Below are 14,609 nucleotides of genomic sequence, written 5' to 3'. Positions count from 1 at the left end.
CGGCCGCGGGTCAGCGCGCCGGTCAGCGGTCGAGGCGGCGCTTGAGGAGCTTCTTCTCGCGGCCGTGGACGGGGGAGTCGTTCGCGATCACCGCGCCGCGCGATGCGCGGCGCACATCGACGATGGCCCCGACCGCGAGCGCCAGCGAGATGCCCCAGCTGAGCCATGCCAGCGCCATGCGCCAGGTGAACGGCTCGTTCTCGCGGAGGCCCCTCAGCAGCGTCAGCCCGCCGGTGAATGCGGTGAGGATGCCGGTGCCGAAGAGGTACTTGCGCATGAGGCCACGTTAGCGCGGCAGTGACGGCGGATGCGCCCCTTGACATGGGCATGCGCCGCACGTCAAGGGCGGTCGGCCCGGATGACGGCGCTGTTAGCCTGGGGCCGTTGCCGAGTCCACGAAACGTCAGGAGCCCGCGTGACACAACCCCACCCTCCCTCGCCCGGCCGAATCGCCGAACTGGTGGTCGTGGCCAACCGCCTTCCGGTCGACCGCGTCGTCGACGGCGACGGCGAGCCCGGCTGGAGACGTTCGCCGGGCGGGCTGGTGACCGCGCTCGAACCGGTCATGCGCCGGGCCGACGGCGCGTGGGTGGGATGGCCGGGGCAGCCCGACATCGAGGTCGACCCCTTCGAGTTCGAGGGCACGCATCTGGTGCCGGTGATGCTGACGTCCGAAGACGTCGAGCTGTACTACGAGGGCATGTCGAACGACACGTTCTGGCCGCTCTACCACGATGTCATCGCCGAGCCCCGCTATCGCCGCGTGTGGTGGGACGCCTACGTCAAGGTGAACCGGCGGTTCGCCGAAGCCGCTGCCGCGGTGGCGGCGGACGGAGCCACCGTCTGGGTGCAGGACTACCAGCTGCAGCTGGTTCCGCAGATGCTGAGGCAGGCCCGCCCCGACCTGACGATCGGGTACTTCCACCACATTCCCTTCCCGGCATACGGGCTGTACTCGCAGCTGCCGTGGCGCCGCCAGGTGCTCGAAGGGCTGCTGGGCGCCGACGTCATCGGGTTCCAGCGGGTGGCGGACGCCGGCAACTTCGCCCGTGCCGTGCGTCGCCAGCTCCGGTACGACACGAAGGCGTCGGGCATCACGGTTCCGAATCCCGACGGCACCACCCGGCGGGCGCTCGCGAAGGCGTTCCCGATCTCGATCGACGCGTCGTCGTACATCGAGCTCGCCCGGCAGGACGACGTGAGGGCGCGCGCGAAGGAGATCCGCGAGAGCCTGGGCAACCCGAAGAAGATCCTGCTGGGCGTCGATCGCCTGGATTACACCAAGGGCATCCGCCACCGTATGAAGGCCTTCGGCGAGCTGCTGGAAGACGGCAAGATCGCGGTCGAGGACGTGACGCTCGTGCAGGTCGCGAGCCCCAGCCGGGAGCGCGTGGCCGCCTACATGCAGCTGCGGGACGAGATCGAGCTCACCGTCGGCCGCATCAACGGCGACCACGACACCATGGGACACACCGCGATCCGCTACCTCCACCAGGCCTACCCGCGGGAGGAGATGGTGGCGCTGTTCCTCGCCGCCGACGTCATGCTCGTCACCGCGCTGCGCGACGGCATGAACCTCGTCGCCAAGGAGTACGTCGCGTCGCGCATCGACAACCGCGGCGTGCTGGTGCTCAGCGAGTTCGCCGGCGCCGCCGACGAGCTCCCGAGTGCGGTGCGCATCAACCCCCACGACATCGACGGCATGAAGGACGCCATCATGCGCGCGATCGAGATGCCCTCGGCCGAGCAGGGCCGCCGCATGCGGGCGCTGCGGCGCAAGGTCGTCGAGAACGACGTCGCGCGGTGGTCGCGGTCCTTCCTCGACGCCCTCGACGGGGCGCGGGAGCGCAACCGGTTCCCTGCACTGAACCGCTCGACGGAGGCACGCGTATGAGCGTGGATCTCGCGGACGACGTGCGGCACGCGATCGCCGGGGTCGCGGCATCCGAACTCCTCCTCGTCGCACTCGACTTCGACGGCACCCTGTCCCCGCTCGAGGACGAGCCGATGGAGGCACGGATGCTGCCTGCCGCGCGCGAGGCGGTGGACGCCCTGGTGGCCGCACCCGACACGGTCGTGGCGTTCGTCTCCGGGCGCAGCCTCGTCGACCTGCGGGTGATCGCCGAGCACGACGATGCGTCCCGCGTGGTGCTGGCCGGATCGCACGGGGCGGAGTTCTGGATCCCGGGCGAGGGTCTGCAGAGCCACGGCGAAGAGGAGGCGGATGTCGCCCTCCGCGACGCGCTGCGCTCGCACGCCGAGGCCGCGACGGCGCACCTGGACGGCGTCTGGATCGAGCCGAAGACCTTCGGGTTCGGCGTCCACACTCGACGTGCCACGGCGGGGGCCGCGGCGGAGGCGAATCGCCTGGCCGACGAGATCGTCGCGGCGGAGGCGCCGCACTGGCGTCGGCGGACCGGGCACAACATCGTCGAATTCGCCTTCCGCCACGAGGGCAAGGACTCAGCGATCGCCGAGCTCCGCGAGCGGGTGGGGGCGACGGCGGTGCTGTTCGCCGGCGACGACGTGACCGATGAGGACGCGCTGGCGAGCCTCGGCGCGGACGACCTCGGCGTGCGCGTCGGGGATGGTCCGACCGCGGCGGCGGTACGCGTGCCCGACATCGCCGCACTCGCCGCACTGCTGAGGCTGCTCGCAGCTGAGCGGACGCGCGTCCGCGGGTGAGCGTCATGGCGGGCGAGCGCGTGGGCCCGCGGGAATAGACTTCAACAATGGCCCAGCCCCATTCGCCCGCTGAAAACAACATCGATATCAAGCCCCGCAGCCGCGTCGTCACCGACGGCATCGAAGCCACGACGTCACGCGGCATGCTCCGTGCCGTCGGCATGGGGGATGCGGACTGGGACAAGCCGCAGATCGGCATCGCCTCGAGCTGGAACGAGATCACCCCCTGCAACCTGAGCCTCGACCGGCTCGCGCAGGGCGCCAAGGAGGGCGTGCACGCCGGCGGCGGCTACCCGCTCCAGTTCGGCACGATCTCGGTGTCGGACGGCATCTCGATGGGCCACGAGGGCATGCACTTCTCGCTCGTCTCGCGCGAGGTCATCGCCGACTCCGTCGAGACGGTCATCATGGCCGAGCGCCTCGACGGCTCGGTGCTCCTCGCCGGCTGCGACAAGTCGATCCCCGGCATGCTGATGGCCTCCGCACGGCTGGACCTCTCGAGCGTGTTCCTCTACGCAGGATCGATCGCGCCCGGCTGGGTCAAGCTCTCGGACGGCACCGAGAAGGACGTCACGATCATCGACTCGTTCGAGGCCGTCGGCGCGTGCCTCGCGGGCAAGATGAGCGAGGCCGACCTCAAGCGCATCGAGTGCGCGATCGCGCCTGGCGAGGGCGCCTGCGGTGGCATGTACACCGCCAACACCATGGCCTCCGTCGCCGAGGCGCTGGGCCTCAGCCTTCCGGGCTCGGCAGCGCCGCCCTCGGCGGACCGCCGCCGCGACTACTTCGCCCACCGCTCCGGCGAGGCCGTCGTCAACCTGCTTCGACAGGGCATCACCACGCGCGACATCCTCACCAAGGAGGCGTTCGAGAACGCCATCGCCCTGGCGATGGCCCTCGGCGGCTCGACGAACGTCGTGCTGCACCTGCTGGCCATCGCCCGCGAGGCCGACGTGGACCTGAGCCTCCACGACTTCAACCGGATCGGCGACAAGGTCCCGCACGTGGCCGACATGAAGCCGTTCGGCAAGTACGTCATGAACGACGTCGACCGTCACGGCGGCATCCCGGTCATCATGAAGGCCATGCTCGACGAGGGTCTGCTGCACGGCGACGCTCTCACCGTCACCGGCAAGACGCTCGCCGAGAACCTGGCCGACCTGAACCCCGACCCTGTCGACGGCACGGTCATCCACACGTTCGACAACCCGATCCACGCCAGCGGCGGCATCACGATCCTGCACGGGTCGATCGCACCGGAAGGCGCCGTCGTGAAGTCGGCCGGCTTCGACGCCGATGTGTTCGAGGGCCCGGCCCGCGTGTTCGAGCGCGAGCGCGCGGCGATGGATGCCCTGGAGGCCGGCGCGATCAAGGCCGGCGACGTCGTGGTGATCCGCTACGAGGGCCCGAAGGGCGGCCCCGGCATGCGCGAGATGCTCGCCATCACGGCGGCCATCAAGGGCGCGGGGCTCGGAAAAGATGTACTACTCTTGACGGACGGACGATTCTCAGGCGGCACAACCGGCCTGTGCATCGGCCACATAGCACCCGAAGCGGTGGACGCTGGTCCCATCGCCTTCGTGCGCGATGGTGATCTGATACGGGTCGATATCGCGGCTCGCACTCTCGACCTACTCGTCGACGAGGCTGAGCTTGACTCCCGCCGCTCTGGCTGGGAGCCGCTTCCCCCGCGCTATACCCGTGGCGTTCTTGCCAAGTACTCCCGACTCGTGCGCTCCGCTGCGGAGGGCGCGACCACCGGTTGAGCCTGGTTCCCGCATCCCGTCCGACCCATCCGTGAGGAATCTCACCATGTCAGCCGACACCGCCGCGGCCATTCCCCGGCCGCCAGCCCGCACCGCCTCCACGCCCGTGCTCACGGGCGCGGAAGCGGTCGTCCGCTCACTCGACCTGCTCGGGGTGACCGATGTCTTCGGTCTGCCCGGCGGCGCCATCATGCCGGTCTACGACCCGCTCATGGACGACGAGTCGGTGCGCCACATCCTGGTCCGCCACGAGCAGGGCGCCGGCCACGCCGCTGAGGGGTACGCCTCGGCATCCGGCCGAGTCGGCGTCGCCATCGCGACCTCCGGCCCCGGTGCCACCAACCTCGTCACGGCGATCGCCGATGCCTACATGGACTCGGTGCCGATCGTCTGCATCACCGGACAGGTGTTCTCGACCTTGATGGGGACGGATGCCTTCCAGGAGGCTGACATCGTCGGCATCACGATGCCGATCACGAAGCACTCGTTCCTGGTGAAGCGCGCCGAGGACATCCCCGGAGCACTCGCCGCGGCGTTCGAGATCGCATCGACCGGTCGCCCGGGGCCCGTGCTCGTCGACATCACCAAGGACGCGCAGCAGGCCGAGGCGCCCTTCGTCTGGCCCCCGCAGATCGATCTTCCCGGCTACCGGCCGGTGACCAAGGCGCACGGCAAGCAGATCCAGGCGGCTGCACAGCTGATCGCCGAAGCGAAGAAGCCGGTGCTGTACGTCGGCGGCGGCGTGATCCGCGCGCGCGCCTCGGAAGAGCTGCGCGCGCTCGCCGAGTCGACCGGCGCCCCGGTCGTGACGACGCTCATGGCGCGCGGCGCGTTCCCCGACTCGCACCCGCAGCACCTCGGAATGCCCGGCATGCACGGCACGGTGCCCGCGGTGCTCGCGCTGCAGGAGGCCGACCTGCTCGTCGCCCTCGGCTCGCGGTTCGACGACCGCGTCACCGGCAAGGCAGCGCTCTTCGCCCCGAACGCGAAGGTCGTGCACGTCGACATCGACCCGGCCGAGATCTCGAAGATCCGCATGGCCGACGTCCCGATCGTCGGCGACCTGAAGGACGTCCTCGTCGACCTCGATGCCGCGTTCCGCGCCCTGGGCGAAGGTTCCGCTCCCGACATCGCGGAGTGGTGGTCGTTCCTGGACGGCCTGCGCGACGAGTTCCCGCTCGGGTACTCGCAGCCCACCGACGGTCTCATGTCGCCGCAGTACGTGATCAAGCGCATCGGCGAGCTGACCGGCCCCGAGGGCATCTACGCCGCGGGCGTGGGTCAGCACCAGATGTGGGCCGCGCAGTTCATCAAGTACGAGCGTCCGAACGCCTGGCTGAACTCGGGCGGTGCCGGCACGATGGGCTACTCGGTGCCCGCGGCGATGGGCGCCAAGGTGGCCGAGCCCGACCGTGTCGTCTGGGCGATCGACGGCGACGGCTGCTTCCAGATGACCAATCAGGAACTCGCGACCTGCGCGATCAACAACATCCCGATCAAGGTCGCGATCATCAACAACTCGTCGCTGGGCATGGTGCGCCAGTGGCAGACGCTGTTCTACGAGGGCCGTCACTCGAACACCGACCTCAACACCGGGCACGGCACGGTGCGCATCCCCGACTTCGTGAAGCTCGCGGAGGCGTACGGCTGCCTCGCGATCCGCGTCGAGAAGGAGGAGGACGTGGATGCCGCGATCCAGACCGCCCTCGAGACGAACGACCGACCCGTGGTGATCGACTTCGTGGTGAGCGCCGACGCGATGGTATGGCCGATGGTGCCGCAGGGCGTCAGCAACAGCTACGTCCAGTACGCGCGGGACCACTCGCCCGCCTTCGACGAGCAGGAGGACTGAGGCCATGACGAGTCACGTGCTGAGCCTCCTCGTGGAGGACAAGCCGGGTCTGCTGACCCGCGTCGCCGGGTTGTTCGCACGGCGCGGCTTCAACATCGAGTCGCTCGCGGTCGGTGTCACCGAGGTCCCCGGACTCTCGCGCATCACCGTCGTCGTCGACGTCGACGAGCTGCCGCTCGAACAGGTGACGAAGCAGCTCAACAAGCTGATCAACGTCATCAAGATCGTCGAGCTCGACACGTCGGCCTCCGTCCAGCGCGAGCACATGCTCGTGAAGGTGCGCGCCGACAACCAGACGCGTTCGAACGTGCTCGAGGTCGTGAACCTGTTCCGCGGGCAGATCGTCGACTACGCGCCCGACGCGCTCGTCGTCGAGGTGACCGGCGACAAGGGCAAGGTCGAAGCCTTCCTGCGTGCCCTCGAGCCGTTCGGCATCAAGGAGCTGGCGCAGTCCGGCCTCGTCGCCATCGGTCGCGGCGGCAAGAGCATCACCGAGCGCGTCCTGCGCGGCTGACCCACAGACCACAACATCAAGGAGAAACACGAAGATGGCTGAGATCTTCTATGACGCCGATGCCGACCTGAGCATCGTCCAGGGCAAGAAGGTGGCGATCGTGGGCTACGGCTCGCAGGGTCACGCCCACGCCCAGAACCTGCGCGACTCGGGTGTCGAGGTCGTCATCGCGCTCAAGGAGGGCTCGAAGTCCACCGAGAAGGCGCAGGACGAGGGCTTCGAGGTCAAGTCGGTCGCCGACGCGGCCGAGTGGGCCGACCTCATCATGATCCTGGCACCCGACCAGCACCAGCGCTCGATCTACAACGAGAGCATCAAGGACAAGCTGGCCCCGGGCAAGACGCTGGCCTTCGCGCACGGCTTCAACATCCGCTTCGGCTACATCGAGGCGCCCGAGGGCGTCGACGTGATCCTCGTCGCCCCGAAGGCGCCGGGCCACACGGTGCGCCGCGAGTACGTCGCCGGTCGCGGCATCCCCGACATCATCGCCGTCGAGCGGGACGCCTCGGGCTCGGCGTGGGCGACCGCGCTCTCGTACGCGAAGGCCATCGGCGGCACGCGCGCCGGTGTCATCAAGACGACGTTCACCGAGGAGACCGAGACCGACCTGTTCGGAGAGCAGGCCGTCCTGTGCGGTGGTGTGTCGCAGCTCGTCCAGTACGGCTTCGAGACGCTGACCGAGGCGGGCTACCAGCCGCAGATCGCGTACTTCGAGGTGCTGCATGAGCTGAAGCTCATCGTCGACCTCATGTGGGAGGGTGGCATCGCCAAGCAGCGCTGGTCGGTCTCGGACACCGCCGAGTACGGCGATTACGTCTCGGGCCCGCGCGTCATCGACCCGCACGTCAAGGAGAACATGCAGGCCGTGCTCGCCGATATCCAGTCGGGCGCGTTCGCCAAGCGCTTCATCGACGACCAGGACAACGGCGCCGTCGAGTTCCTCGCGCTGCGCGAGAAGGCGGCTGCCCACCCGATCGAGTCGGTCGGCAAGGACCTGCGTTCGCTCTTCGCCTGGAAGCAGCAGGACGAGGACTACGTCGAGGGCAACGCAGCGCGCTGATCCACCCTCTGCCCCGCGCACCGCGGGGCTCCGAGAGCCCGGCCCCGTAGGGGGTCGGGCTCTTGCGTTTGCGGGACCTCTGGGAGCCCAGACATCCGATGTCTGTGTCAGGATAATGAGACGCACGGGCGAAAGGTGAGTGGGGCGAGGATGCGACAGCAGTGGTTCGACGAAGCGCGGTTCGGGATGTTCGTGCACTTCGGTCTGTACAGCGCGGCTGCGCGTCACGAGTGGGTGCAGAACTACGAGCGACTCACCGACGAGGACTACCGCCAGTACTTCGAGCACTTCGATCCCGATCTCTTCGACGCCCGCGCCCTGGCGCGCCGCGCGAAGGCGACGGGCACGGGCTACGTGGTGCTGACCACCAAGCATCACGACGGATTCGCGCTGTGGGACACCGCCGCGAGCGAGTTCAATTCGGTGGCCGCCTGCGGCCGCGACCTGGTGCGCGAGTACGTCGACGCCCTTCGCGAGGAGGGGCTGCGTGTCGGCCTGTACCACTCGCTCCTCGACTGGCATCATCCCGACTTCACCGTCGACTGGAACCATCCTCGTCGCGGTGACGACGTGGCGGCGCTCAACGAGGGACGCGACATGGCGCGTTACCGCGAGTTCCTGCATGCGCAGGTGCGGGAGCTCCTGACCGACTACGGCCGGATCGACTACCTCTTCTTCGACTTCACCTCGCCCGAGACTGTGGACGGGCTGGCAGGCAAGGGGCCCGAGGACTGGGATGCCGAGGCCCTGCTGGCGATGTGCCGCCGACTCCAGCCCGAGATGCTCGTCAACGATCGCCTCGGAATCCCGGGCGATTTCGTGACGCCGGAGCAGTATCAGCCGACCTCTCCGCTCACGGTCGACGGAGAGCTGCAGGTGTGGGAGGCGTGCCAGACGATGAACGGCTCCTGGGGTTACCACCGCGACAACGCCGAGCAGAAGTCTGCGACGCTCCTCGTGCAGATGCTCGCCGACTCGGTGTCGATGGACGGCAACATGCTGCTCAACATCGGTCCGGACGGGCGCGGGGCGATCGCGCCACGGGACGAGCGCACGCTCTCCGAGATCGCCGAGTGGATGCGGCTGCATCGCGGCGCGATCGTCGGCGCGGGCCATGCGGACTTCACGCCCCCGCGGGAGGGCGTCTACACGCGCCGCGGCAGCAAGCTCTACCTGCACCTGCTCTCGTGGCCGCTCGGCTTCGTGCACCTGCCCGACCTCGCCGGGAGAGTCTCGTATGCACGATTCCTTCACGACGGGTCGTGGCTGCGGACGACGGCTGCCGATCCGACGCAGACGGCCAGCAACCTGACCCCGGCGGGGGAGGCGGAGGGCACGCTCTCGATCCACCTTCCGGTCGTGCGGCCCGACGTCCTCGTTCCCGTCATCGAGCTCACGCTTGATGGGGACTGAGCGCATTGCGGCGAGCGCCGCAGACGGAGCGACCCGTGCTCGCGCGACGACGCCGGGACTTAACATCGGATGTCCGGTGGGAGTGGGCGTCGTCGCCTCGAGACGGCGGGCTACGCCTGGCTGAGAGTTTCCTCATGAGCGGATCCTTGTCGCGGGCACGCGCACGTGATGTGATCCTCGCCATGGGAGAACACATGCCTGACCACCTGCCCGACCACGACCTGCCGCCACTCGCGGACACCCCGCAGCGCTCAGGTCTCAGCCGGCGGAACTTCCTCGTCGGCGCGTCGGCGGCGAGTGTGCTCGCGGCGGCCGGTTGGGGCGCCGCCCCCAAGGCCGTCGCCGCCCCCGGCGAGAAGCTGGTCAGGATCGCCATCATGGGCACGTCCGACATCCATGCGAACGCGCTGAACTGGGACTACTACAAGGACGCCGCATACACGGACAGCGGGAAGAACGCGATCGGACTCGCGCGGGTGTCGAGCCTGGTGAACCAGGTGCGCGCGGACGTCGGGCGGGAGCGCACGCTGCTCTTCGATGCGGGCGACACGCTGCAGGGCACGCCGCTCGGGTTCTATTTCGCGACGGTCGACCCGGTCACGACATCGGGCGCCATCCACCCGATGGCCGCACAGTTCAACGCGATCGGCTACGACGCCGTCGCACTCGGCAACCACGAGTTCAACTACGGCCTGGACTTCCTCGACAACTGGATCTCGCAGCTCGATGCACCCGCCCTCGCGGCGAACGCCGTGCACGCGGGCACGACGGTGCCCCGCTACGAGCCGTTCGTCATCAAGACCATGCACGCCGGGGCCGGCCTGCCGCCCATCCGGGTCGGCGTCCTCGGTCTCACCAATCCGGGCATCGTGATCTGGGACAAGGCGAACGTCAGCGGGAAGGTCGACGTGCTCGACGTCGTCGACTCCGCCGCGCGCTGGGTGCCGGTGATGCGTCGCCGGGGCGTCGACGTCGTCGTCGTGAGCGTGCACGCGGGTGATAGCGGACTGTCGTCGTACGGGAGCGACCTGCCGGTCGAGAATGCGTCGGCGCTGCTGGCGGAGCAGGTGCCCGGCATCGACGTCATCCTCTTCGGCCACGCGCACAACGATGTGCCGCAGCGCATCGTGACCAACGCGGCGACCGGCAAGCAGGTCGTGATGAGCGAGCCCGCGAAGTGGGGGCAGCGGCTCAGCGTGTTCGACCTCGACCTCGCGTTCTCACGCGGATCCTGGACCGTGGTGTCGACGTCGGCGCATTCGGTGAACGCGAACACCGTCGAGGACGACCCCGCGCTGGTGGCGGTCGTGCAGGCGCAGCACGATGCCGTCGTCGCCTACGTCAACACGCCGGTCGCGACCTCCACCGAGACGCTCTCGGCCGCGGAGTCGTGCTGGAAGGACACCGCGATCCTCGACTACGTCAACCACGTGCAGATCGAGACGGTGTCGAAGGCGATCGCGGGCTCGGCCGAGGCATCCCTCCCGATCATCTCGATCGCGGCGCCCTTCAACCGCGCCGCCACGTTCCCCGCCGGCCAGGTGACGATCAGGGATGTCGCGGGCCTCTACATCTACGACAACACGCTGCTGGCCTCGGTACTCACCGGCGCCCAGATCAAGGACTATCTCGAGTACTCGGCCAAGTACTTCCTCACTGTCGCCCCGGACGCTCCGGTCGCACCGGCGTCGTGGACGAACGCGCTGAACACCCCCGACTACAACTTCGACCAGTTCTCAGGTGTGACCTACGACATCGACATCTCGCAGCCGCAGGGCTCGCGCATCGCGAACCTGGCGTGGGCGGGTGTGCCCGTCGCGGCCGACCAGCGCTTCGTGGTCGCTGTCAACAACTACCGTCAGTCCGGCGGCGGCGGCTTCCCGCACATCGCGGGCGCACCGGTGGTGTACAACGCCCAGGTCGCGATCCGCGAGGCGATCGTCGCCTACGCGTCGGACACCGGGGTGATCGACCCCGCCGACTTCCACGTCGTGAACTGGAAGCTCGTGCGGGCGGGCACGCCGGTCTTCTGACCGGGCGACGCCGCGTATCACCGGGAGGGGTCTGCCACTCACAGCATCACAGCATCGCCGAGCCCGGCGGTCACCACGAAAGGAACGGCCATGGACGGCATCGCCCTGATCTTCACGGCCGACCGGCTCCATCGCGAGCGGGCGGTCGCCCTCCATCGCGAGAACGAGATTCTCCACAGCATCGCCGATCGCGGCGCCACGATCACACCCGTGAGCCCCACGGGGCACGTGATCGCCGGTGCCGGCGTCTGGTTCCGGGACCTCTTCGCGAGGCCGCGCCAACTGCGATTCTCGTGAATCCGTAGAGACCCGCCGCCCGGGGAGCGGCGGGTCTCACTCTGCCTGCGCCCCGCTGGCCCCGGCTATATGCTCGCCGCATGCCTGCACACCGCCCCATCGAGATCGCCGTTCAAGATGCCGTGGGTGCGCGGACAGCGCTCGAGGCCGGCGCCACGCGTCTCGAGCTGTGCCAGGCGCTCGACGTCGGCGGCCTCACGCCCTCGCTGGCGACGCTGGAGGCCGTCCTGGCGGCCGTCGATGCGTCGACGGTCAACGTCCTGGTGCGTCCCCGCGGCGGCGGCTTCGTCTACAGCTCCGATGAGGTCGCGGTGGTGGCGGCCGACATCCGCGCGTGCGTCGAGCGCGGTGCAGGAGGGGTGGTCGTCGGGGCACTGACGGCAGCCGGAGGCCTCGACGTCGACACGCTGCGCGCATGGCGGGATGCCGCGGGCTCGGCCGCACTGGTGTTCCACCGCGCCGTCGATGCCGCCGCCGACCCTGCCGCAGTCTTCGACGAGCTCGTCGCGGAGGGGGTCGACCGTGTGCTGACCTCCGGTGGCGCGACCCGTTCCATCGACGGACTGCCGGTGCTGGCGGCTTTCGCGGCACGGTCCGGCGCTGTCGAGCTCATGGCGGGCGGCGGTGTGCAGCCGGCCGACATCCCGGCACTCTTCGCCGCAGGCGTCGATGCCGTCCACCTGTCGGCACGGTCGCGCGTCGCGCGCGACGCGCCGTCCGGACCCGGGGGCGGCTCCGAAGGGCACGACGTGACCGATGCGGCGATCGTCGCGGAGGCCGTCGCGGCGGCCGGCTGAGGCGCGTCGCGCTTCTGGCACGGACGTATCACGGCGTCCCGGCGGGACCTCGAAAGTCAGTGGGGCGAAGCCCCGCATCGGACACCGATCAGAGGAGCCGTCATGAACGTCGAACCGTGGAGCACCGTCGGAGCGGGATCGTCCGCCGCGATCGTCCCAGGCATCCAGCATCTCCTGCGCGCGCACGGGCACGCCCTGACCGTGACCGGCACGTACGATCCCGCGACCGTCGCGGCCGTCAGTGCCTTCCAGACCGCTCAGGGGGTTCCCTCCGACGGCATCGTGGGACCCATCACCTGGCCGCGGCTGGTCGTCGCGGTGCAGCAGGGGTCCACCGGAGAAGCCGTCCGCGCTGTCCAGCAGTTTGGGCTCGCGCGGTCCCCCGGGGAGGATCCGCTCGTCGTCGACGGCATCTTCGGTCCCATCACAAAGGAACGCGTCGAGTTCTTCCAGGAGTCGTGGGGCCTCACGCTGGACGGTGTGGCGGGTCGCGAGACGTGGTCGTTCTTCAGCACGTTCGTGCCGGGGGAGCGCCCCTGGGCGCTCGTGAAGCAGGGATCATCGCAGGCGACGAACTGGCGCGTGCTCGCCGCTCAGCATCTGCTGCGCGCTCACGGCGCGACCATCGTGGCCGACGGCGCGTTCGGACCCCTGAGCGGTCAGGCTGCGCGCACCTTCCAGCAGACGCTGCGCGCTGTGGAGATCTCGACCACCCTCGGCCAGCTGGACTGGCCGAGCCTCATCATCACGGTGAAGCAGGGCGACGGGCCGGCGGGCGCGAAGGGCGAGGCGGTGCGTGCCGTGCAGAGCCTCCTGGCCGCGGTGACCGTCGACGGCGACTTCGGCCCGCAGACGGACGCCGCCGTCCGGGAGTTCCAGCAGGTCTTCCTGCCGCCCGCGGACGGCATCGTCGGCCCGGAGACCTGGCACACGCTGATGCTGCGCCTGTTCGAGTGACGGGTCGCCCCCCGAGGGCCGCCGCAACGCCGGTCGGCTCTCGGCGGCGTGGCACCGCGGCACTACTCTGAGACGGTGACGACCGGACGCGACGACGACGCCCTCACCTGGGACGGCGACGACGACCCCACCCTCGACCTCGGCGCGGCCGCCGAGCCCGAACCGGAACCGACAGCCGATGCCGCGTCGGAAGCGCCGGCGCAGGCACCGGCGCTTCCGAAGGGCTATACGGCCGTCGGCAAGGGCAGCGAGACGGTAGCGGCCGGGAGTGCGGCGGATGCGGCATCCGTCGACGACTCCAGCGCCGACCGCGAGTCATCCGCCGACGCTGCCACGCCCGCCCCCGAGGCCCGGTCGCTCGGCAACGGCACGCTCGTCGCCCTGGGAGTGCTCGGCGGCGTCTACGCCCTCTACGCCATCGGGTGGCTCATCGGCGGGCTGCGACTGCAAGGCCGCGCACAGTATCTCGTCCTCGATGTGATGTACCAGGGGAGCCTGTGGCTCGCCGTGCTCGCGCCCGTGCTGTGGTTCGCGACGACCTTCCTCCTCACGCGCCGCTCACGGGCATGGGTGCGGTTCGTGTGGCTGGCGGTGGGAGTGATCGTGCTGCTGCCCTGGCCCTTCGTGATGATCGGGGCGATCGGACAATGAACGAGACCGTGACTCCCGCCCCTTCTGCGGACGACGCCGGCCCATCGTCGCGAGACTCCGGCCCCGTCGCGCCCGCCGCCGCCGCAGCTGCCTCGCGGAGGGGCAGGACGCCCACCTGGCTCGTCGCCGCGATCGCAGGCATCGTCGGGCTCTTCTACGCGTACGCGGTGTGGAACGCGATCGGCAACCTGGTCGCCACCCTCCAGGTGTTCGCGGACGCCGGCCTCACGCTCAACGCACTCGGCTGGTTCATCTGGATCTTCGCCGCGGTCTTCCCGCTGATCGTCTGGGGCGGCGCCTTCGCCATCGGATACCGACGTGCGCCGCACGAACTGCTGCTCGTCATGCTCACCGGCCTCGCGCTGGTCGCGGTGTTCTGGCTGAACGTCGTGGCGTATACGACGCTCAACTCGGCCTCCTTCCTCGGCTGAGGTTCCGAAGCCGGAGCGGGCCGAGCCCGGGCCCGGCTCCGTCACACGGTCGGGTGGGCCGCCGCACGGGCGGTAGGCTGGCACAGGCCTCGCCCCCGACGGCGTGCGGCGCGGCATCCGGTCTGCCCTGCTCCGCGCGCTCGCGCACCGCCC

14 protein-coding genes are annotated in these 14,609 nt (G+C 69.5%); 13 read left to right on the top strand and 1 reads right to left on the bottom strand.

What is annotated here, in order from left to right; translation table 11 throughout:
- Positions 1-22: 22 nt before the first annotated feature.
- Entirely contained in the window at positions 23-277 is a 255-nt protein-coding gene (locus ACI3KY_RS01980) for a hypothetical protein (protein ID WP_308866929.1), read from the bottom strand.
- Between the two features lie 138 nt (positions 278-415).
- Here ACI3KY_RS01980 and ACI3KY_RS01975 point away from each other — a divergent pair, with 138 nt between their 5' ends.
- From ACI3KY_RS01975 to ACI3KY_RS01915, 13 genes are all read left to right on the top strand, one after another.
- Positions 416-1,894, top strand: a complete 1,479-nt coding sequence (locus ACI3KY_RS01975) for a trehalose-6-phosphate synthase (protein ID WP_404928526.1) — start codon at positions 416-418, stop codon at positions 1,892-1,894.
- Positions 1,891-2,685 (top strand): trehalose-phosphatase, encoded by a 795-nt coding sequence (gene otsB / locus ACI3KY_RS01970; protein ID WP_404928525.1) that lies wholly within the window; start codon positions 1,891-1,893, stop codon positions 2,683-2,685. Before ACI3KY_RS01975 ends, otsB begins: the two co-directional genes overlap by 4 nt.
- Before the next feature lie 47 nt (positions 2,686-2,732).
- On the top strand, positions 2,733-4,451 hold the full coding sequence (gene ilvD / locus ACI3KY_RS01965) for a dihydroxy-acid dehydratase (RefSeq protein ID WP_404928524.1): 1,719 nt from the start codon (positions 2,733-2,735) through the stop codon (positions 4,449-4,451).
- Positions 4,452-4,497: 46 nt separating this feature from the next.
- On the top strand, positions 4,498-6,303 hold the full coding sequence (locus tag ACI3KY_RS01960; RefSeq protein ID WP_404928523.1) for an acetolactate synthase large subunit: 1,806 nt from the start codon (positions 4,498-4,500) through the stop codon (positions 6,301-6,303).
- 4 nt (positions 6,304-6,307) lie between these two features.
- A complete protein-coding gene (gene ilvN / locus ACI3KY_RS01955) occupies positions 6,308-6,817 on the top strand; it encodes an acetolactate synthase small subunit (protein WP_194415144.1) in 510 nt (169 codons plus the stop codon).
- A gap of 34 nt (positions 6,818-6,851) precedes the next feature.
- Entirely contained in the window at positions 6,852-7,877 is a 1,026-nt protein-coding gene (gene ilvC / locus ACI3KY_RS01950; protein WP_404928522.1) for a ketol-acid reductoisomerase, read from the top strand.
- A 150-nt stretch (positions 7,878-8,027) separates the two neighbouring features.
- The gene (locus ACI3KY_RS01945) at positions 8,028-9,290 is read left to right on the top strand and encodes an alpha-L-fucosidase (RefSeq protein WP_404928521.1); all 1,263 of its coding nucleotides are present in this window, start codon (positions 8,028-8,030) and stop codon (positions 9,288-9,290) included.
- Between the two features lie 194 nt (positions 9,291-9,484).
- Positions 9,485-11,323: a 5'-nucleotidase C-terminal domain-containing protein gene (locus ACI3KY_RS01940; RefSeq protein ID WP_404928520.1), complete on the top strand. Its 1,839-nt coding sequence runs from the start codon at positions 9,485-9,487 to the stop codon at positions 11,321-11,323.
- A gap of 90 nt (positions 11,324-11,413) precedes the next feature.
- Complete coding sequence (locus ACI3KY_RS01935; protein ID WP_404928519.1) at positions 11,414-11,620, top strand: hypothetical protein; 207 nt, start codon at positions 11,414-11,416, stop codon at positions 11,618-11,620.
- 80 nt (positions 11,621-11,700) lie between these two features.
- On the top strand, positions 11,701-12,417 hold the full coding sequence (locus ACI3KY_RS01930) for a copper homeostasis protein CutC (protein ID WP_404928518.1): 717 nt from the start codon (positions 11,701-11,703) through the stop codon (positions 12,415-12,417).
- Positions 12,418-12,519: 102 nt separating this feature from the next.
- On the top strand, positions 12,520-13,374 hold the full coding sequence (locus ACI3KY_RS01925) for a peptidoglycan-binding protein (protein ID WP_404928517.1): 855 nt from the start codon (positions 12,520-12,522) through the stop codon (positions 13,372-13,374).
- A gap of 75 nt (positions 13,375-13,449) precedes the next feature.
- Entirely contained in the window at positions 13,450-14,025 is a 576-nt protein-coding gene (locus tag ACI3KY_RS01920; RefSeq protein WP_404928516.1) for a DNA polymerase III subunit gamma/tau, read from the top strand.
- A complete protein-coding gene (locus ACI3KY_RS01915) occupies positions 14,022-14,456 on the top strand; it encodes a bacitracin resistance protein (protein ID WP_404928515.1) in 435 nt (144 codons plus the stop codon). The genes ACI3KY_RS01920 and ACI3KY_RS01915 overlap by 4 nt, the downstream gene beginning before the upstream one ends.
- The last annotated feature ends 153 nt before the right edge of the window (positions 14,457-14,609 follow it).

The sequence above is a fragment of the Microbacterium sp. ZW T2_14 genome, assembly GCF_044987405.1.
Classification (GTDB): Bacteria; Actinomycetota; Actinomycetes; order Actinomycetales; family Microbacteriaceae; genus Microbacterium.
The sequence above is the reverse complement of the archived record's forward strand: the minus strand, read 5'-3'. Positions and strand labels throughout refer to the sequence as shown.